Here is an 18,972-nt window from a genome sequence, read left to right on the forward strand (position 1 = left end):
AAGCCTGTTTTCAATGGGCTTAATTATCACCCATCTCGATACGATTACGTCCCGCTGCCTTAGCAAGATACAGAGCATCATCTAAATGCTTATAAACCAGCGTAAAATCCTTCACCTTCTCTGCCTGCCAAGCCAAAGCGCCAATCGATATCGATACCACACCCAATTCAGTGCCCTTATTTTCAACGTTTAAATCAACAACCGATTGCCTAAAACGATCAAGGTGGAGCTTAAATTCATCGTTAGATAAGCCGTTAGTCATAATTAAAAATTCTTCACCGCCCATTCTAAAAAGATAATCCTCACCTCGATTAAAATGCCTTGCCGCGCACTCCGTAACGGCTTTTAAAACCTGATCACCCACCAAATGCCCGTATTGATCATTCACATGTTTAAAATAATCCAGGTCAAAAAGCGCCAGATTCAACAAGCCTTTTTTACGTCTAATACGGCCTATCTCGGCATCAAAAACTTGATTGAGATAGCGGCGATTAAATATCCCTGTCAATTCATCTTTAATAGATAATTCTTCAATGATTTTTTTATCCGAAATATTAACGCGCGTTGCCCAGACCTCAGTTACTTTTCCTAGATAGTTTTTCTGCGGACTGAGGGTTAATTCAACCCAATAAACCTTACCATCCTTGGTTCTGCCTTCCATCTCTCCGCTCCAAGCATGGCCCGACAAGACTTGCTTAGCAATGGCTTGCAGCTTATTGCTACTCATATCAGGACCGGCTAAGTCCATAAAATTGGTTTGTTGTAAGGTTTCTAAGCTATAACCGGTTAACTCACAATAGCGCCGACTGGCCCAAACCACCTTATAACTCTGTGCATCAATTAAACTGGCATAAGTGAGTTCATGCACCTGATCAACATAACGCTGTAATCTTTTCTTTTGGTAACGATAACTCAACCCCCAAGCCAGCATCATTAATAACAACCCGGATACGATCAAAACTAGCTGAATCAATTGTTTGGTATCTAAACGCTGTACCATTTCAAACCGAATCCATTTTCCATAGATATGGTCATGCTCGGCTTGGGTGATGCTGTACAGGGTTTTTTGCATGATACTAAATAACAGAGGGTCATCCTTTTGTACGCCAATTGCTAATTCAAATCTTTGATCGGCCTGACCTACCACGCGCAAACCTGTCATACCTCGCTGCTGCAATATAAAATTAATCACCGCGAGATTACCAGAATAAACATAAGCATCCCCCTGCAAAACAGCTTCTAAGCCTTCCGAAACACTATTTACCAGATATAAATCAATGCCCGGATAATTGTCTCGAATATACTCGTGAGACCAATAGTCCTTAACCACCGCAACTTTTTTGCCTGTTAGTTCACTATAGTCATTAATGAAAAAAGTTTTTCCGGTTCCAACCAATACCATTGGAAAAGACATATAGGGCTGGGTAAACCTTAGAAAACGCTCGCGCTCTGGTGTAGCCGCTGCGGCTGATAACAAAACCACCTCCTTGTTGCGCGCCATTGCCATTACCTCAGACCAAATCTTATCCTTCACCGGTTCAAACTTAACCCCTAATCGCTGTTCAAACAATGCAAAATAATCAGCTGCCATCCCACTGAATTGGCCGTTTTTATCAATAAACTCAAAAGGCTCCCAATCAATATCATTTCCGATTCTGATAACCGGGTTATTTACCAAATACACCCGCTCTTCTCGTGTTAAATCTAAGGAACTCCCCGAACGCGCCACAAAACTCTGGGGGTTAAATTGACTAAACTCATGCTGGCTTAACTGCCCAATATCGCGCGCTTCAGCCGCGGTCGCAATCAACCTTGCCGGCTCAATAGCCCCAATGGGTGTGGTGCCGGTGCGAACATATTTGGTGGTTGCCCTCGCTTCATAAAGCAGGGCTTGTCGGCTTTTAACCAAAGGATAATGCTTAATAATATAGTCAACAATCTCCTCTTGATGCTGAATCGCATACTCCCAACCCGCAATAGTGGCTTCGCGGAATTTATCGACCAGGTCAGGGTTTTCAGCATTAAACAGCCTTGAAACAATAACCAAATCTTCCATGCTGTTAATGCCAAACTGGCTGGGTTTAACCAAATAATAAGCCTCACCCAGCTCATCAAGCTGATAAGGCTCGTTGGTTTCATACGCACCATAAAGATCGACTCGACCCTCAATAAAGTCGGCTAAATCCCCCGTTGGCGGTAAGGTTGTGCTTGATTTAGCCGTTTCTTTTTCCGCTCGTGTCAGTAAGGCCAAAACCTGCAAATTATTATAATGGGTTACCGTTTTACCACTCAGCTGGCTTAACTCAGTGATCGGTTCTTTAGAAAGCAAAACCATTGGAGAATACTGAAACGAAGTCATGACTGCCTGAATCGGCTGACCCTTAATATAATCGACCAATGCGGAGGAATAAGCCGTACCAAAAGTTGCCCGACCACTGGCGACTTCATTAGTAATATTAATACCGGGTTGCCAGGACTTAATGGTTACATCCAGGCCTGCTTCTTGATAAAAGCCCTTGGCTTTAGCCGCATAAAACCCTGCAAATTGGAACTGGTGATGCCAATTAATTTGCACGCTGACCGGCACCAGCGTCGGGGTTTCATCGGCGATTGATGTCCTGCTAAATATCACAAGACAAAGAATCAATGGAAAATAGGCTAACGCCAAGCTAAATCGTTTCATTTTTATTATCCATTTTCCCGATCAGCCTTTTGTAAATCAGCTAACACTGACAAAAGAGATTCAATTTGGGTCTGATTGTGAGCGGCACTTAAGGTTACCCTTAACCTTGCTTGCTGCTTAGGTACAGTCGGATAACGTATCGGCGCCACCCAAAAGCCCTTTTGCTTTAAAACTTCGCTCCAATGGATCGCTTTAACAGCATCGCCCAACAGAATCGGTTGAATCGGACTGGCTGAATTTAACAGCTCAAGACCCAGCAACGCCGCCTCATGCCTAAAAAACCGAATATTGGCAAACAACTGCTGACGCAAATGATCCGCCTGTTTAACCCATTTCAAGGCTTCCCGTGTCGCCAAGGCATTCAAAGGCGACGAGGCGGTCGTATAGATATAAGGACGCGCAAACTGGATCAAGCTTTCAATTAACACATTAGAACCAGCAACAAATGCGCCACTTGTGCCAAATGCCTTACCGAAAGTGCCTACAAGAATATGATCCACTTCGATTTTCTGATTAAAATGGCTAAAACTTCCGCGTCCCTGTTCGCCCAAAACCCCTAAACTATGCGCATCATCAATAAACAACCAGGCCTGGTGCTGATTCGCTAAACCTGAGAGTTGATTAATATCTGCCAAATCACCATCCATGCTAAACACACTATCACTGACGACTAAGGTCGTTTGCTCACTCGCCTGCAAGCGACGAGCTAAAGCCGTATAGTCCAAATGGGGATAGCGTTTAAAATCAGCCCCCGAGGCCAATGCGCCATCAATCAAAGATGCATGATTTAGCTTATCTGCTAAAATCAAATCCCCTTTCTGCATTAAGGTTTGCTGAACGGCAAGATTCGCCATATAACCGGTAGAAAACAAAAGACAGCGCTCCACCCCCAGCCAATCGGCCAGTTCATCTTCAAGCAGATGATGGTGCAAATGATGGCCGGTTACCAGATGAGCTGCCCCAGCCCCCCAACCAGCCGTTACATCCGCACAAACCGCGGCCTTAATTCTTGGCTCAGACGCCAAGCCAAGATAATCATTTGAACAAAAATTAATCGTCGGGAAACCATTAATTTGCATAATGGGCTGCTGTGCAGAAAGGGCGAGAGGACGCTGGCGATAAAGCGATTGCGCTCGACGCTCATCAAGCCGTGCTTGAAAACGCGAGGCAATCGAGGATTTCATACTAATCTCGCCAATCCGTTAGGGTTTTTGTTAGGGTTTCAGCAGGATAGTCACCACTGATATAAGCCTGACCGATTGACTTAAGCAAGACCAAACGCACCACACCGGCTTGAACTTTTTTATCACCGGCCATGTAATGCATAAAACCCTGATTGGTAAGGGCGTTAGGTGGATAAATTGGCAGTTTAGCACGACGAAATAACGCGGCTATCCGCGCCACATCCTGCTCGGTCAAGTCCCCCAGCAACTGCGACATATAAGCCGCCTGCATCATGCCGGCGCTGATTGCCTCACCATGCAACCAAACCCCATAGCCCATGCCGGCTTCAACCGCATGCCCAAAGGTATGGCCAAGATTTAACAACGCACGCTGACCCTGCTCGGTTTCATCCGCCGCTACGATATCCGCCTTATTTTGACAAGAACGCTCAATTGCCTGAGCCAATAACTCAGGATCTCGTGCCAACAAGCCTTCAAGATGTTCTTCTAACCACTCAAAAAAAGCTAAATCTCGAATCAAACCATATTTAATTACTTCAGCCAGGCCTGCTGATAATTGACGATCCTCTAGCGTATTAAGGCTATTGGTATCAATCAACACCGCTTGCGGTTGGTGAAAAGCCCCAATCATGTTTTTACCCTTGGGGTGATTTACGCCGGTTTTTCCGCCCACCGAAGAGTCCACCTGTGACAAGAGCGTGGTCGGAATCTGAATGAAAGGCACACCGCGCTGATAAGCCGCCGCCGCAAATCCCGTCATATCCCCAATCACACCCCCGCCCAAAGCCACCAATGTTGATTTGCGATCAAAATGCTCACCAATCAACTTATCAAACACCTGGTTAAGCACTTCGAGACTTTTATACTGTTCGCCATCCGGTAAAATAACCCAGTCTAGCTTAAAGCCTTCAAACAAAGCTTTACAGGCCTCCAAATAAAGCGGCGCCACTGTGCTATTCGTTACAATCATCACCTGAGACCCTTTAACATAAGGCCTTACCAATTCCGCTTGGTTTAAAAGATTTTGACCGATATAAATGGGATAACTGCGTTCTGCTAAATCAACCTTTAGAGTAATCAAGATGGGTCCTTTAAATTTAATTAGAGCAAAGCCTACACCACGCCTTTTGTTTCAAGCGTTTCGTGGATATGCTTTACGACACGGTAAACGGAAACCTGCTGGGTTTCCACCACCAGATCGGCCAACTCCATATAGATAGGGTCGCGTTTTTCAAGCAAATCACGAATAACCTGCTCAGGGTTGTCTGTTTGTAATAATGGCCGATTGCGATCATTTTTAGTCCGCTGAATAAGCGATTCGACACTGGCGCGCAAATAAACGACAAAACCCCGAGAACGTAAGGCGCGGCGATTTTCTTCACGCAAGACCGCCCCGCCACCGGTCGCTAACACCAGATTGGATTGCTGGGTTAGCTCGTCAATCACCGATACCTCACGATCTCGAAAGCCGGTTTCACCTTCGATATCGAAAATCATCGGAATCGTCACGCCCGTGCGCGCCTCAATCTCATGGTCACTGTCGAGAAAGCCATAGCCCAAACGCTGCGCCAAAAATCGACCCACCGTAGACTTGCCCGCGCCCATTGGGCCAATAAGAAATATATTTTGTTTTTGCATCTAAATATTGTATCCAAATTTCAAGCTTAAGTTTTAAAAACCTTAACGCCTAGACAGGGCTTTTGGTAAGATTTACCCAAGTGAATCCAAAGGAATTAACCATGCAAGGCAATCTTTACATTATTTCCGCCCCATCCGGTGCAGGCAAAACCTCATTAGTCTCAAAGCTACTGCAAAATGATCCGATTATTCGCGCCTCGATTTCAACCACAACGCGAGAAAAACGCCCCGGTGAGCAAGAAGGCGTCAATTATTTTTTTGTGAGCCAACAAACTTTTCAAGCCAAGATCGAATCGAATGAGTTTTTAGAACATGCCAAAGTATTTAACAATTTTTATGGCACCAGCAAAGACAGCGTGATTCAGCAGCTAAATGCAGGCCAAGATGTAATTTTAGAAATTGATTGGCAAGGTGCGCAACAAGTTCGCAAGGTGTTTCCAAATGCCAGCAGCATTTTTATCCTGCCGCCATCGCTGGAAGAATTACAGCGTCGCTTAACCGGGAGAGGTACCGACTCTGAAGAAGTGATTAACTATCGGATGAACCAAGCGGTCACAGAAATGTCGCATTATGAAGAGTTTGATTATCTGGTGATTAATGATGACTTTGATACCGCGATTCACCAGCTACACAGCATCTTTATCAGCCAACGCCTAAAGCAAGACGCACAAAAAGCAAGACATAGCAGCCTATTAAACCAATTGATAACGGGCTAATGGGATTGAAACAACAGGGATTATTTAACTAAAAGCTGGAGCAAGGGGATGACTTGAATAGCGATAACCAAACCTACCATCCACTTAACCAATAAAAGTTCTTTGCGAACAGGTTCAAGTTCTTTTTGTAAGTCATACTTGGTAACAAGCTGTATTTCTTGAGCATCGCGCACTGCGTTTGCAATAGCCTCGGCTTGCTCTTCACTCATACCCGATGACTTTAATGTTTTTACAAATTTTAAAGTGTTGAAAGTAATAGCAGACATCGTTCACCTCCCTAAATATTCTCTATATCATACAACAAAATATAAACCAGCAGGCCTGGTGGTTAAAGCTAAGCGAAAAATAGCTTATATACGATTGCCATAGTAAAGGCCAAGTTAAAAGCAACCATCCATTTTAGCAGCAACATTTCGGCTTTTAGTATTTGGATATCTGACTTGCTGGCAAGGCTCTCGTCCACAATGGCTTTTGCCGCAGCCACAGCTTGCTCGTCCGGTACGCCTGCCTTTTTAAAGGCATTATACACCTCAATATTCATCGTACTCATAACTTGACCCTAATAACTAATGTTGAAACATCATAGCACAAAACAAAAAACCCCGCGTTTGACGGCGGGGCTTGAATTCAAATCAAATGCGGTTTAAGCCGCGAATTGATTAGAAGTTCATGTTTAAACCTAGGTAGGTTGAAGTAGTTGCTTTGTTACCTACATCAGTACCACGCTGGTTGTTTTTGTCTAAACGACCAACTTCAGCAACAATCTTAGTTCCTTTACCTAGAGCATAGTCAAGACCCAATGCAACGTTAGTAGAGTTGTCTGCATTTTCATAAGAAACGCGAGAAACTTTTGCACGTGGCGTTAAATCACCCATTTTCTGAGCAACACCAAAGGTCATGCTGTTTCCTTGTTTGTTACCAGCAACTTTAGCAGCATTGTACATACCAGAAACAACTAAACCAGCTTCAGCAAACTGAACGGTTACACGCTGCATATCAGCTTTTACGCCAGCTGGCAAAGCTGCATGGTCTTCACCTACACGAGTCATCGCTGCTGCAGCATATAAACCTTGACGCTTAGAACCATAAGCAATAGACGCAGAAACACCATTGTTGATCGCTTGATCATCAATACTGTTAGCTGTAGAAGTACCGGCAACTGCCAACTGCACGCCACCGAAGCTTGGAGAAATATAGGCAATTACGTTATTTAAACGGTGTTCACCACCAACTAGACCACCGAAACCATTAAAGTTACCAGTATTGTTGCCTAGGTAAACGTTATCGTTAAAACCATCGTTAGGCTGGATCATACGTAATGGTGTGTCATGACGACCCATTACCACGGTACCGAAACCACCCGCTAAACCAGCGAAAGTGTTACGATCGAATAAAGTACCAAAATAATTATTGTTCTGACCAACAGTGCCTTCTAATTGGTAAACTGCAGTCAAACCATTACCTAGATCTTTAGCACCTTTAATCCCTAAACGTGAGTTACGGTGAATAACGCTAGAACCTTCGTTAGTTACATTAGTCACACCCAAGTTCATTTGACCATATACAGTTGGCGCTTCTGCCATTGCCACTGGTGCTGCGATTGCTGCTGCGATACCCATAGCTAGAATATTTTTTTTCATGTTGTCTTCCTAATTAGTAGTTAAATTATCGACGCTATTCGCTTTCATAGCGAACTTGAAAGCTACTCTACATAAAACCCTGAAACACCGCAAGCGCTGTTTTTCGATAAACCACATTTTTTATCACTGTTGTTTTTTTACAACAGTGATGGCGGATCACTGATTAGCGCATGGTGACCAATTCTTCGGATGAAGAAGGATGAATGGCAATCGTCGCATCCAAATCCGCCTTGGTGGCGTTCATCTGTACCGCAACCGCAAAGCCTTGCAACATTTCATCTGCTCCATCACCAACAATGTGAATGCCGACAACACGCTCTTCTTCACCGGTTACCACCAGTTTCAAGGCGGTTTTGATTTGGTGCTCGGTAAAGGCATAGCGCATTGGCGTAAACACCGAGGTGTAAACTTTTACATTGTCATGGCCGTATTTTAAGCGTGCTTCATGTTCCGCTAAACCGACTGTGCCAACAGGTGGATGCGAAAAGATCACCGTGGGTACGGCATGTAAGTCGAGTTTTAAGTGCGGCTTGTTGTTATACAAGCGTTCGGCCAAAAAACGACCCGCACGAATCGCGACCGGCGTTAACTGCGGCTGGCCGGTGACATCGCCGATCGCGAAAATATTCGGCACCTGGGTGCGATGCTCGTCATCGACGTCAATAAAGCCACGGCCATTCGGTGTAATACCGACATTTTCAAGTGCCAAGGGTTCGACTAAGCTACTACGCCCTACGGCCCAAACAACCTGATCAAAACCTTCTAAATGCTGCCCGTCTTCGCTTTCTACCGTTAAGGTGCCGTCTTGCGCTTTAAATAAACGTGCAACTTTAAAATGATATTCCTTGTGAATCCCGCTGGTAATCATTGCATCCGTTAGGTTTTCACGAATCATATCGTCAAAGCCACGCAACACCAGGTCTTTACGGCTTAACAAGCTAACATCAGTACCCAAAGCTTGAAACACGCCAGCTAGCTCTACCGCGATATAGCCGCTACCAATCACCGCCACTTTTTTAGGTTGTTCGGTTAAAGCAAAAAAACCATCGGAGGTAATACCCAGCTCACCGCCTTCGGTTTCTTGCGGGATAGTAGGCGTGCCACCGGGGGCAATCACAATGGTTTCTGCAGTGTAGTGCTTACCATCGACTTCAACCGTATGCGCATCTACAAATCGCCCCCAGCCTTGTAATACATCCACGCCCTTGTCTTGCATATAACCCGTGTACCAGGTGTTGATGTTTTGAATATACTGCTCGCGTTGTTTGACAAGCTTTTGCCATGAAAAACTTTTAACATCGACATCAAAACCAAAATCAGGCGCGTCACGCAAGGCTTCGGCAATATGCGCGCCAAACCACATGACCTTTTTAGGTACACAGCCGATATTGACACAGGTTCCGCCAATTTTTTTGGCTTCCACCACCGCACATTTTTTGCCGTATTCCGCAGCACGCTCAACAACCGATAAACCACCGCTACCGGCACCAATTGCAATTAAGTCATAATCGTATTTCATTTAAAGTTTCCTTTTGTTTTAAAGCCTGTTGGGTTTGTTAAATATCGAATTAACACAGCGTAGATTTGATTAATCAAAAATCATTGAGTTTTTTCAGTTCACCGCATTTACTAAATTCGCCAAACCGAACATGCCTTATAAAAAAGGAGCCATTCGGCTCCTTTTTTTACTAAAGGCTAAAGCCTGCTTTATCTTAAAAATTAGTTTTTCAAGTAGGCTTCCAGATCATCCGAACCACCAATGTGCTTACCTTCGATAAACACTTGTGGCACAGTATCACGGTTAGCAACGGCACGCAAAGTACGTGAAGTTAAACCGCTATTGCTAATCACGATTTCTTCGAACTTGATACCTGCATCTTCCAACGCTGCTTTTGCTTTGGCGCAGAATGGGCAACCGACTTTAGTGAAGATGGTCGCAACCGGTGGCTTTTTCGCGTTAGCATTGATGTAGTTAAGCATGGTATCTGCATCAGACACTTCAAATGGGTCACCTTCTACTTCTGGCTCGATAAACATTTTATCTACCACGCCGTCTTTCACCAGCATAGAATAACGCCATGAACGCTTACCAAAACCTAGGTTGTTTTTGTCAACCAACATCCCCATGCCTTCTGAGAATTCGCCGTTACCATCAGGCAACAGGATAACATTGTTAGCTTCTTGGTCTTTCGCCCATTCGTTCATTACAAAGGTATCGTTAACTGATAAACATACAATGCTATCAACACCGTTTTCAAAGAAAACAGGCGCTAGTTCGTTGTAACGTGGTAAATGGGTTGAAGAACAGGTTGGGGTAAAAGCACCTGGAAGTGCAAATACAACAACGGTTTTGCCTTTAAAAAGGTCATCTGTTGTTACGTTAACCCATTCACCGTTTTGGCGAGTAGGAAAGGTTACATTAGGAACGCGTTGACCTTCTTTGTTTGGTAATGCCATGTGTTTTCTCCATTTAAGATATCAAAATATAAAAGACTGTTAAAAGTTAAGCAAGCACGGGTGTAACTTAATTAACTCGCTTGATGGCTAGTTTAGAGAAACTTATACCATTAGTAAAATTAAATATTCAAATAAACCCAATAGCTATTCGCTATCAAGCATCGCTATTGAGTTGGATGCCGCTGCAAGGCCTGCATAAACCAATCCAGCTCATCACGCTCCTGCGCATATTTCATCATTAACCCCAACAAAGCTTGGTCTTCATGCTTTGAAGCAATACGGGCAGCAAGCTGAAACTCACGATCTACCACACTGCCTTTAAAGGCATTCAGTTCCAACAAGGCAGCCGCTACCCCAATGTTATGCAACAAACAAGCGGCCTGCAGCGCTTTGACCGGCTCGCCCGCCGCATCATGGGCTAACACTTGTTGGGGATTAACACCCTGCTCCTCAATTAAAAGCCGCGCCATCCAATAGTTCATTTGAGGTTCTTCGGTACTTTCCAACACATTCATATAAATTTCATCCGGCTTAAGATGATGCTCTTTAATCAAGGTCTGCAGGGTTTTAGCAAATGCTTCACGATTTGCTAGATCAAAGTTTAATAAATTCATAGCTTATCCAAAATAAAAACACTGCGTATTATACCACCTGTCCGCAGGCGTGGCCGCTGGCCCAAGCCCATTGAAAATTGTAACCGCCTAAATGGCCGGTCACCTCCAAGACTTCGCCTATAAAATATAAGCCGGGTTGTTTATAGGCTTCAAAGGTTTTCGACGACACCTCATCGGTATCAACGCCACCGAGCGACACCTCAGCCTTGTCATAGCCCGCTGAGGTTTCAGGATAAAGCGTCCAGTTGGTGAGCCGTTCAGCATAGTCCTCCAAAGCCTTATCACTGGCATTGGCGAGCAGGTTTTCAAAAGGATATTTTTGCAACCAGGCCTGGGTAAAGCGCTTTGTCCAGTATTGCCCAAACCATTTACTCAGCGTTTGATTATTGGCTTTGAATTGTTGCAACTGCGCCAAGACCTCGACACCGGGAAACAAGTTAATGCTAATCGGCAACCCCGGCTGCCAGTAATTTGATATTTGCAACACCACCGGCCCGCTGATGCCTTGATGGGTGACCAGCATGGCTTCTCTAAAGCATTGCCCCTGACAACAGATTTCAACCTCCAGACTCAATCCGGCCAATTCGGCAAACCAATCTTTCCAGGGGTATTTGAAAACCAAGGGTACCAGGCCTGGTTGACTAGTAATGACATTTAAACCAAATTGCTGGGCGAGTTGCATGCCAAAATCACTGGCTTTAAGCTTGGGATAGGCCAAGCCGCCGGTGGCGACAACTAAAGAGTGACAACTAAACGTGCCTTGGCTTGTGACTAAGCCAAACCCCTGTGCATTCGCTTGAACCTGAGTAATGCTACAACCCAATCGAAGCTCAACGCCTGCCCAGTCGGCTTCAGTCCTCAGCATCGCGATAATTTTACCTGCGCCGTCCAAGGTAAATAGCTGACCGTGAGCACGTTGTTCATAGTCAATGCCATGACGTTCGACCAGCTCGATAAATTGCAACGCCGGATAGCGCGCCAGTGCTGATTTAACAAAGTGTGGGTTGGCACAAATATAATTTTCCGGCTTAACATTGAGATTAGTGAAGTTACATTTACCACCGCCGGAAATGCGAATTTTGGCTGCAGCTTTGGGCGCGTGATCCAATACTAGCACCTTGCGGCCTCGATAGCCTGCTTGGGCGGCACACATTAATCCGGCCGCACCCGCCCCTAGAATAATCACATCATAATGCATCACGCTTGGGTTTTCTCTAAGGGCAACCAAGCCTGGTTACGTGCCTGTATTTCTTGCATTATTACATCCATCCCAGCCTGAGCGATATCAGGTTCACCCTCAACCCCCAACTCAATATAACGCGCTCCGTTTTCAGCAATGTGTGGCAAACTGAACAGGCGCAACTGCGGGAAACGCTGCTCAAAAGACTCCATAAAGTCTATCCAGTCGGCCTCCATGCCTTCAACCAGTTTTACTGCCAACTCAATACGCGGTGCCTGGCTAAGGTCTGCATAATAGGTGTTCAGTACCCACTCCATCATCGGCTGGGTCATCTGAGGGAATCCTGGCATAAAATAATGTTGCTGGATTGAAAAACCGGCCACTCGGTTAAAAAAGTTAGGAATCATCGCTGCACCTTCTGGAAAATCTGCCATACGTACACGATTTGGATAGGCTTGATCACCAAATTTTGCTTCAATCTCTGCTAAGGCTTCTGGGTGACGAATCAGCGGCAAGCCCAAGGCTTGAGCCGCACTTTGCCGAGTTCGATCATCCGGTGTCGCCCCAATCCCTCCACAGCAAAACACTACATGACCGCTGGCAAAACTCTGCTTGAGATGATCAACCAATAGCGATGCATCATCACCCAACACTTTAAACCAACTTAAGCTTAAACCTCTGGGTTTTAACAGTGCATTTAAATTGGATAAATGGCGATCTTGTCGCTTGCTAGAAAGGATTTCATCACCAATAACGAGCAAACCAAAGTGGGGCCTGACCGACCTTTTCATTCATTTAACCTCGTAAACTTTTATCAAACTTGATTATACCGTAAATAAAAGTCGAGTTAGTCAACGTGCTTATTAAGTTATCTTGACAAGGATGAAACCTTAAAACAAAATGACAAGTATTTATCAAAATCGGATTCAGTTACTATGCTATTGCAGACCTGGATGATGCTGGTTATTCTGCTGGTGCTTTTTTCACTCTTTATCGCCCTAGGACTTCTGCTGCGAAAAAATAAACAACTGCATCAAAAACTGGCGCAAACGCCTGATCCCTCCGTTAAACAAGAAATTCTACAACTTCACCAGTTTTTTCAAAACCACCTGTCACCGATGCTGTTTATTGACCCAGACTCAGGTGAAATTGTTAATGCCAACCAAGCGGCAGCTGATTTCTACGGCTACTCACTTAATCAACTTAAATCGATGAATATTCACCAGATCAACACCCTACCCAAAGAACAAATCGAATTAGAACGCCAACGCGCTAAACATGAAGAACGTAATTATTTTGTTTTTCCGCACCGTCTTTCTAACGGCGAAGTGCGCCAGGTTGAGGTTCATTCATCACCGATTACCCTTAACGAGCGCATATGCCTATTCTCGATTATCCATGATGTTTCCGATCGCATAAAATCTGAAGAGCAAATTCAAAAACTTGCATTTTACGACCCACTAACCCACCTCCCAAACCGCCGATTATTGATAGATCGCCTTGAAAACAACCTAGCTCACATGCGCCGCCACCCTTTTCATGGTGCTTTGTTTTTTATTGACCTTGATCACTTTAAAATTCTTAACGATAGCCATGGACATCATTTTGGCGACCAATTGCTACAAGAGGTTGCCAAACGCATTAGCCAGTGTATGCGAGCAGGGGACACGGTTTCTCGTTTTGGCGGTGATGAATTTGTTGTACTGCTTACCGACCTGCATCAAGATCCGATCCACGCGGCTCAAGAAGCAACGATTGTGGCTGAAAAAATCCGCCAACAAATCAGCTTACCTTATCAATTGAGCACCCCCAATCAAAAAACCAAAGTCAATCATCAAATCAGTGCCAGTATCGGCATTTCTGTATTTAATGGACAAAGCTCAATTGATGATTTAATGAAATGGACCGATATGGCGATGTATCAGGCTAAAAACGCGGGCAGGAATGAAGTGTGTCTGTATGATCCTGAAATGCAAAGGGCCTTGGATAGCCGAGCGGAAATGGAGCAGGAGCTACGAAAAGCAATTGATCAAGGTCAGTTTGAGCTCTATTTTCAACCCCAGGTTGATAAAGACAAGCGCATAATCGGTGCAGAGGCTTTACTACGCTGGCCCCACCCAACCAAAGGTTATATATCACCTGCAGATTTTATCCCGCTTGCCGAAGAATCCGGTTTAATCCTTGCACTAAGTGAATGGGTGCTCGATCGTTCTTGCCAACAGTTGGCCGAATGGCAACGTGATCCCAAACTTTGCACGGTGCAACTCGCGGTGAACATTAGCGCAAAACAGCTGCGCCAAGTTGATTTCGTCGATTCAATCGCCAAGCGGATTATAACCTATGAGATTAATCCACTGATGCTAAAGCTTGAGTTAACGGAAGGCGTCTTTTTATCCAATAAGGACGAGTCCATTAAAAAAATGCAAGACTTGCGCTTACTGGGTATTCAATTTTCGATGGATGATTTTGGTACTGGTTTTTCATCCCTCTCCTATCTGAAGCAATTGCCCTTGTCTCAGCTCAAAATTGACCAATCCTTTATTCGCGATCTAGGGACTGATTATATGGACAATATCATGGTTCAAACCATTATTACTTTAGGGCGGAATTTTAATTTAAGCATTGTTGCAGAAGGGGTTGAGACGGAAGAACAGTTAGATTTTTTACGACGGTTTAAATGTGAAATCTTTCAAGGTTATTTGTTTAGCAAGCCCATTCCTCTTATCGAATTTAAGCAAAAACTAATCGAGAACTGAGCTTGTTTAGGTTAACCGGCATAAGGAACAATCCTTATGCCGGTTAAAATTAACTAGGCTGCTTTTTTCGAGCCGGTCTGCTGATAAAGCTTAACGACAGGATAAATCCATAAAACCGAGGCGGCAGCATAGCCCGCCGACATCAACACAAGCAGTAACCAGTCGAGCCAATACCCCATATAGGCAAAACTTGAACCGGTTAAACCAGGTAGGCTAACAAACAATAAACCAAATACCAGTAAATAAGCTATAGCGGTCAACTTTATTGCTGGGAGATTGAAAAATCCTTTGGCTTTTGACATGGCAAGGAAATTCAATACCAAAGCACCAACCGCAAACACAGTAATGACTAACCAATTAATCTGAGCATAGCCCAATAACATATAAAACAATAAACCTAGTTGTTCCATTTTCAATTCCTTTTAAACTCTGCCTCTGAGCATTTGTTGGTATGCGGGTTTTAACATCTGATCCTTCATGATCCAAGCCATCCAAGATTCTTTCTTAGGGTCAATCATTGGGAAGGTCGGCGTTAAGTTACCGTTGTAATCAAATTCAATCAGCATCGCCGCACCAAAACGTGTTAACAGCGGACAAGAAGTGTAACCATCAAAGGTTACACTTGGGTCTTTACCATCAATTACAGCCAAAAGATTCGCTACTACCACAGGAACCGACATTTTTACCGTCGCTGCGGTTTTACCGCGTGGTGTGCCATTCACATCGCCACAGCCAAACACCTCAGGATAGGTTAAATGCTGCAAGGTGTCTTTATCGACTGCCAACCAGCCACCTGCGGCCATGTTGCCTTCTGTCCAGGCTAGGTTAGAGTTTCTGACTACTGCGGGCGCGCGCATCGGTGGCACAACATGTAATAAGTCATAATCTTGAGTAACGCTATTGCCATCTGCCTGTTGAAAGGTTGCTTTGCGCGCTGTAATATCGACTGCGGTTAGCTCACTTCGCAGGTTAACCGCCATATTGTTTTTAGCAAATTCATCCATCAAAAATTGGTTGTGAAAGGCAATGCCAAACAAACCATTTGTAGCGGAATGGAAATGGGTATTGGCGCGTTCAAAACCACCGTTTTGTTTCATACGATCCAGTGTTAACAACGCCATTTTCAAAGGTGCACCAGCACAACGAATGGGCGTACTCGGCAGAGTGAAAATACCCTCCCCCCCCTGCTGACTGTAAGCTTTGATGACATCCCAGCTTTTCGCTGCCGCATCCGGACTTTGATAGACACTGGCAAGGCCATTTTGACCTATTGCATCAATATCCATGCCTTCAATCGCATCATAGTGGTATTCAACACCATTGGCGACCACCAAATAATCATAATCGATCTTGCGTCCGGCATCGGTAGTAACACGTTTGGCATCAGGATCAATTTCCGCTGCCATTTCTTTTACCCAGTTGATATTACTTGGAATAAAGCTGCGATTATTATCTAACACCTTACTTTTGTTCCATGCACCGGTTGCAACCATGGTTAAACCCGGCCAGTAGAAGTGAGTTTCTTTTCGCTCTACCAAAGTAATAGAAGCATTCTTTAGCGCACGATTAAGTCTATTGGCAATACTGATTCCGGCTGCACCACCCCCAACAATTACGATACGTGCTTTTGTTTCTGTCGCTTTGGCACTTAGTGATACCAAGCCGGTTGCAGCGGCCAAGGCTGTCGCACCGCCCGCTATAAATTTACGACGACCCAACTTGGATAACTTAGTTAATTTTGTCATAAGAAGTCTTTTCCATTTAATATCAATTTAAGGTTCATAAATGAACACTATGTAAACCCAAAAAAATTATATAGACCTTAATAACTGGCGTCAATTCAAGGTTTTTGAGTATATTGACACAATAAACAGCGAAAAAAACGGAGAGAATTAGAAAGATTTACGGAGAAAAATTTAGTTTTTAACATTCGGTTGGTATTGTCAATATTGGCATTACCAACCAAGATAGTATGCGTTTACTGAAGCTTAGAAACTAAACTCAATACCAATATTGGCACCTTTATCGAAATTATAGTAACCGCCACCCGACTTGTGAACATTGAACTGGCGATAACCGACATAACCACTTAAATTGCGTAGCAATTGAACCTGGTAACGTACATTGCCTTCACGCAAAGAGTCCCCATCACCTGTTGTTAGAATTTTGGGGCCATACAAATACTCAAGCATCAAGGAACTTGGAACAGGTGTTGGCAACCAATACTTAGCCTGTACACCCATTAATATGCCTAGCGTTGAGTCCCCAGAAGGATCATGATCAACATAAGCCAGCTTCGCTTTTACACCTAGATCAATATTAGGATCTAACATGCCTTTATTTGCATAAAGCACACTTGCATCGACAAGGTAACTCTTGTCATTATCAAATTGAAAGCCAGCATCATATCGATAAAGTTCATTCACCCCCATACTCTCGCTAAAAAAACCTAGCCTTGCGGTTTCATCAGCCAACTGTAAATTTAAACCCAACTTATCTGCACTAGCTTGCGTAGTTAATAGCCCGGTTATGCCTAATGCGGCTATTTTTAACGTTTTTTTCATATTACTCTCACTCCTTGTACGTTACTTTTGTGAATCCAATAAAGCTTGAAATTGATCGCCTTTTAGCGATAAATATTCAATAAACACTTCCAACGACTGCACTAATCGCATTGAAAACTCTCGTGCTCCAAGCCAATCAAACATAATCGCTAATACAGCAAACACCAATAAAACCATCAATAAAAAAAGTTTAAACATAGTCATCCCTGCTAAATGGATTTAAAAATTTAAGCAATAAGTTTGCCATTGCCAGTTTTTTGCCATGCTCTAATCAAAAACCTTGCCGGATGACAGGCCGCCAATAATTTTGCATCGATTGAGACGTCTTGACCTGTTATTTGCTCGGCAATAATATCTGCGGCTAAAAACACGGACATTAGCCCTCGTGCACCATGTCCGTTAGATACATACAAACCTGAATTGTATCGTTGCGGTGGAAACCTAAATGGCGTGTGACTCGACGACTGAGAAAGATAATTAACTCGCATCCAATCCACATCGGGTAACGCACCAATAATTGGTAAATGATCCGGTGTTGTCGGACGAAAGCTAACACGCCCTGATGTCTCCATATCGACTTGGCTCGCCAAAGGTGCTAACCAACCGGGTAAACAAGTCTGAGCCATTGCCAGATTTTTCATATCAGCCTGCTTAGATGCATCTGGGGTTAAATCGGGTGCCTCAAAGGTGGCACCCGTAACCGCGTAACCCTTATCCGCTGGCGCAGAATACCCCTGATGCGCAACGCTACAGCCGAGAGACCAGGCCTGGTAACTCGGCTCTAATTGGGTTACCTGACCTTTTACCGGTCTAATTGCTAAGTCAAACTGATCATTAAGGCTCGAAATCGCACCGCTTGCCAACACCACTATATCGGCTTTAAAAGCCCTATCCTGAACGTTAACCAACCAGGCCTGGTCATCGGACCTTACGATCCCGGTAATGGTTTGATTTAACTCAAGCTGAATATTCTGATGACTGAGACAGCGCGCTACAATCGAAGGCGGATTAAACCAACCTGCGCGCGGAAAAAATAAACCAGGGTATGGGCATTCACCACCCAATTTGTCTGAAGCCTGTTTTACGTCAAACCAGTGTGCAAAACGGGTGATAGTTGGCACCCTTATTAAGGCCTGCTGCATACGTTGAAAATTTTTTTCATCAACAGCCAAATGCAACAAACCATTCAATTCACCCTTAATTTCATCCTTCGCCAACCAAGGTTCGAGATAGGCTAAAGTGGCTTGTAGGCCTTGCCAATACCACTGACTTCTCAAGTTCCAATCCGCGGTAACCAAGGGGTGTAAGGCACCAGCTAAATTGCCGGATGCACCCTGTGCCATAGATGCACCTTGATCGACCACCTTAACCATCAAGCCCAAGTTCGCTAAGCGATGAGCCACGGCCGCGCCCGCCAAACCAGCTCCGACGACTAGGGCTTGCTTGCCTTTTAACTGATCCCTCGTGCAAAATGCGCTCGGCGTGTCAAACCAGGGTGCCCTTGATTTATACCATTGAGTCTGTTGCAAATTCACCACAC

The 18,972-nt window shown here is 44.4% G+C and carries 19 protein-coding genes; 2 read left to right on the forward strand and 17 right to left on the reverse strand.

The window, feature by feature from the left end:
• Positions 1-19: 19 nt before the first annotated feature.
• From JX580_RS10480 to aroK, 4 genes are read right to left on the reverse strand one after another with little or no spacing between them, the layout of a single operon-like run.
• Positions 20-2,683 (reverse strand): diguanylate cyclase, encoded by a 2,664-nt coding sequence (locus JX580_RS10480; protein ID WP_248850487.1) that lies wholly within the window; start codon positions 2,681-2,683, stop codon positions 20-22.
• A 5-nt stretch (positions 2,684-2,688) separates the two neighbouring features.
• Entirely contained in the window at positions 2,689-3,867 is a 1,179-nt protein-coding gene (gene bioF, locus JX580_RS10485; RefSeq protein WP_248850488.1) for an 8-amino-7-oxononanoate synthase, read from the reverse strand.
• Position 3,868: 1 nt separating this feature from the next.
• The gene (gene aroB / locus JX580_RS10490) at positions 3,869-4,948 is read right to left on the reverse strand and encodes a 3-dehydroquinate synthase (RefSeq protein WP_248850489.1); all 1,080 of its coding nucleotides are present in this window, start codon (positions 4,946-4,948) and stop codon (positions 3,869-3,871) included.
• A 32-nt stretch (positions 4,949-4,980) separates the two neighbouring features.
• Entirely contained in the window at positions 4,981-5,505 is a 525-nt protein-coding gene (gene aroK, locus JX580_RS10495; protein WP_248850490.1) for a shikimate kinase AroK, read from the reverse strand.
• Between the two features lie 101 nt (positions 5,506-5,606).
• On the opposite strand from aroK, the gene gmk reads away from it, so the two are divergent.
• On the forward strand, positions 5,607-6,221 hold the full coding sequence (gmk, locus tag JX580_RS10500; RefSeq protein ID WP_248850491.1) for a guanylate kinase: 615 nt from the start codon (positions 5,607-5,609) through the stop codon (positions 6,219-6,221).
• Positions 6,222-6,241: 20 nt separating this feature from the next.
• On the opposite strand, the gene JX580_RS10505 is transcribed toward gmk, so the two are convergent.
• The 8 genes from JX580_RS10505 to JX580_RS10545 form a co-directional block, all read right to left on the reverse strand.
• Entirely contained in the window at positions 6,242-6,487 is a 246-nt protein-coding gene (locus JX580_RS10505) for a CCDC90 family protein (RefSeq protein ID WP_248850492.1), read from the reverse strand.
• Between the two features lie 68 nt (positions 6,488-6,555).
• The gene (locus tag JX580_RS10510; RefSeq protein ID WP_248850493.1) at positions 6,556-6,771 is read right to left on the reverse strand and encodes an integrase; all 216 of its coding nucleotides are present in this window, start codon (positions 6,769-6,771) and stop codon (positions 6,556-6,558) included.
• A gap of 109 nt (positions 6,772-6,880) precedes the next feature.
• On the reverse strand, positions 6,881-7,861 hold the full coding sequence (locus JX580_RS10515) for a porin (RefSeq protein WP_248850494.1): 981 nt from the start codon (positions 7,859-7,861) through the stop codon (positions 6,881-6,883).
• Positions 7,862-8,024: 163 nt separating this feature from the next.
• Positions 8,025-9,380 carry a glutathione-disulfide reductase gene (gene gorA, locus JX580_RS10520; RefSeq protein ID WP_248850495.1) on the reverse strand — a complete coding sequence of 452 codons (1,356 nt, stop codon included), beginning with the start codon at positions 9,378-9,380 and terminating at the stop codon, positions 8,025-8,027.
• Positions 9,381-9,580: 200 nt separating this feature from the next.
• Entirely contained in the window at positions 9,581-10,318 is a 738-nt protein-coding gene (locus JX580_RS11955; RefSeq protein ID WP_349251689.1) for a glutathione peroxidase, read from the reverse strand.
• 164 nt (positions 10,319-10,482) lie between these two features.
• Entirely contained in the window at positions 10,483-10,932 is a 450-nt protein-coding gene (locus JX580_RS10535; protein ID WP_248850496.1) for a hypothetical protein, read from the reverse strand.
• A gap of 28 nt (positions 10,933-10,960) precedes the next feature.
• Positions 10,961-12,130 (reverse strand): NAD(P)/FAD-dependent oxidoreductase, encoded by a 1,170-nt coding sequence (locus tag JX580_RS10540; protein WP_248851924.1) that lies wholly within the window; start codon positions 12,128-12,130, stop codon positions 10,961-10,963.
• Positions 12,130-12,903, reverse strand: a complete 774-nt coding sequence (locus JX580_RS10545; protein WP_248850497.1) for a competence/damage-inducible protein A — start codon at positions 12,901-12,903, stop codon at positions 12,130-12,132. Before JX580_RS10545 ends, JX580_RS10540 begins: the two co-directional genes overlap by 1 nt.
• A 144-nt stretch (positions 12,904-13,047) precedes the next feature.
• Here JX580_RS10545 and JX580_RS10550 point away from each other — a divergent pair, with 144 nt between their 5' ends.
• A complete protein-coding gene (locus tag JX580_RS10550; RefSeq protein WP_248850498.1) occupies positions 13,048-14,868 on the forward strand; it encodes a putative bifunctional diguanylate cyclase/phosphodiesterase in 1,821 nt (606 codons plus the stop codon).
• A gap of 53 nt (positions 14,869-14,921) precedes the next feature.
• Here JX580_RS10550 and JX580_RS10555 read toward each other — a convergent pair whose 3' ends face one another.
• From JX580_RS10555 to mnmC, 5 genes are all read right to left on the reverse strand, one after another.
• Entirely contained in the window at positions 14,922-15,278 is a 357-nt protein-coding gene (locus JX580_RS10555; RefSeq protein WP_248850499.1) for a glucose transporter, read from the reverse strand.
• Between the two features lie 12 nt (positions 15,279-15,290).
• The gene (locus JX580_RS10560; protein WP_248850500.1) at positions 15,291-16,613 is read right to left on the reverse strand and encodes an NAD(P)/FAD-dependent oxidoreductase; all 1,323 of its coding nucleotides are present in this window, start codon (positions 16,611-16,613) and stop codon (positions 15,291-15,293) included.
• A gap of 243 nt (positions 16,614-16,856) precedes the next feature.
• On the reverse strand, positions 16,857-17,432 hold the full coding sequence (locus tag JX580_RS10565; protein ID WP_248850501.1) for a YfaZ family outer membrane protein: 576 nt from the start codon (positions 17,430-17,432) through the stop codon (positions 16,857-16,859).
• Positions 17,433-17,453: 21 nt separating this feature from the next.
• The gene (locus JX580_RS10570) at positions 17,454-17,630 is read right to left on the reverse strand and encodes a hypothetical protein (protein ID WP_248850502.1); all 177 of its coding nucleotides are present in this window, start codon (positions 17,628-17,630) and stop codon (positions 17,454-17,456) included.
• 29 nt (positions 17,631-17,659) lie between these two features.
• The gene (mnmC, locus tag JX580_RS10575) at positions 17,660-18,961 is read right to left on the reverse strand and encodes an FAD-dependent 5-carboxymethylaminomethyl-2-thiouridine(34) oxidoreductase MnmC (protein ID WP_248850503.1); all 1,302 of its coding nucleotides are present in this window, start codon (positions 18,959-18,961) and stop codon (positions 17,660-17,662) included.
• Positions 18,962-18,972 lie beyond the last annotated feature (11 nt).

The sequence above is a fragment of the Thiomicrospira microaerophila genome (genome assembly GCF_023278225.1).
In the GTDB taxonomy this organism is placed as follows: Bacteria; Pseudomonadota; Gammaproteobacteria; order Thiomicrospirales; family Thiomicrospiraceae; genus Thiomicrospira; species Thiomicrospira microaerophila_A.

Bases quoted from the DNA above. Each gene is read 5' to 3' on its own strand.
- JX580_RS10540 (WP_248851924.1), bottom strand. From the start codon at position 12,130: ATGCATTATGATGTGATTATTCTAGGGGCGGGTGCGGCCGGATTAATG.
- JX580_RS10505 (WP_248850492.1), bottom strand. From the start codon at position 6,487: ATGTCTGCTATTACTTTCAACACTTTAAAATTTGTAAAAACATTAAAG.
- JX580_RS10535 (WP_248850496.1), bottom strand. From the start codon at position 10,932: ATGAATTTATTAAACTTTGATCTAGCAAATCGTGAAGCATTTGCTAAA.
- JX580_RS10515 (WP_248850494.1), bottom strand. From the start codon at position 7,861: ATGAAAAAAAATATTCTAGCTATGGGTATCGCAGCAGCAATCGCAGCA.
- JX580_RS10545 (WP_248850497.1), bottom strand. From the start codon at position 12,903: ATGAAAAGGTCGGTCAGGCCCCACTTTGGTTTGCTCGTTATTGGTGAT.
- JX580_RS10555 (WP_248850499.1), bottom strand. From the start codon at position 15,278: ATGGAACAACTAGGTTTATTGTTTTATATGTTATTGGGCTATGCTCAG.
- JX580_RS10510 (WP_248850493.1), bottom strand. From the start codon at position 6,771: ATGAGTACGATGAATATTGAGGTGTATAATGCCTTTAAAAAGGCAGGC.
- JX580_RS10570 (WP_248850502.1), bottom strand. From the start codon at position 17,630: ATGTTTAAACTTTTTTTATTGATGGTTTTATTGGTGTTTGCTGTATTA.
- gorA (WP_248850495.1), bottom strand. From the start codon at position 9,380: ATGAAATACGATTATGACTTAATTGCAATTGGTGCCGGTAGCGGTGGT.
- aroK (WP_248850490.1), bottom strand. From the start codon at position 5,505: ATGCAAAAACAAAATATATTTCTTATTGGCCCAATGGGCGCGGGCAAG.
- JX580_RS10565 (WP_248850501.1), bottom strand. From the start codon at position 17,432: ATGAAAAAAACGTTAAAAATAGCCGCATTAGGCATAACCGGGCTATTA.
- bioF (WP_248850488.1), bottom strand. From the start codon at position 3,867: ATGAAATCCTCGATTGCCTCGCGTTTTCAAGCACGGCTTGATGAGCGT.
- JX580_RS10560 (WP_248850500.1), bottom strand. From the start codon at position 16,613: ATGACAAAATTAACTAAGTTATCCAAGTTGGGTCGTCGTAAATTTATA.
- gmk (WP_248850491.1), top strand. From the start codon at position 5,607: ATGCAAGGCAATCTTTACATTATTTCCGCCCCATCCGGTGCAGGCAAA.
- JX580_RS10480 (WP_248850487.1), bottom strand. From the start codon at position 2,683: ATGAAACGATTTAGCTTGGCGTTAGCCTATTTTCCATTGATTCTTTGT.
- JX580_RS11955 (WP_349251689.1), bottom strand. From the start codon at position 10,318: ATGGCATTACCAAACAAAGAAGGTCAACGCGTTCCTAATGTAACCTTT.
- JX580_RS10550 (WP_248850498.1), top strand. From the start codon at position 13,048: ATGCTATTGCAGACCTGGATGATGCTGGTTATTCTGCTGGTGCTTTTT.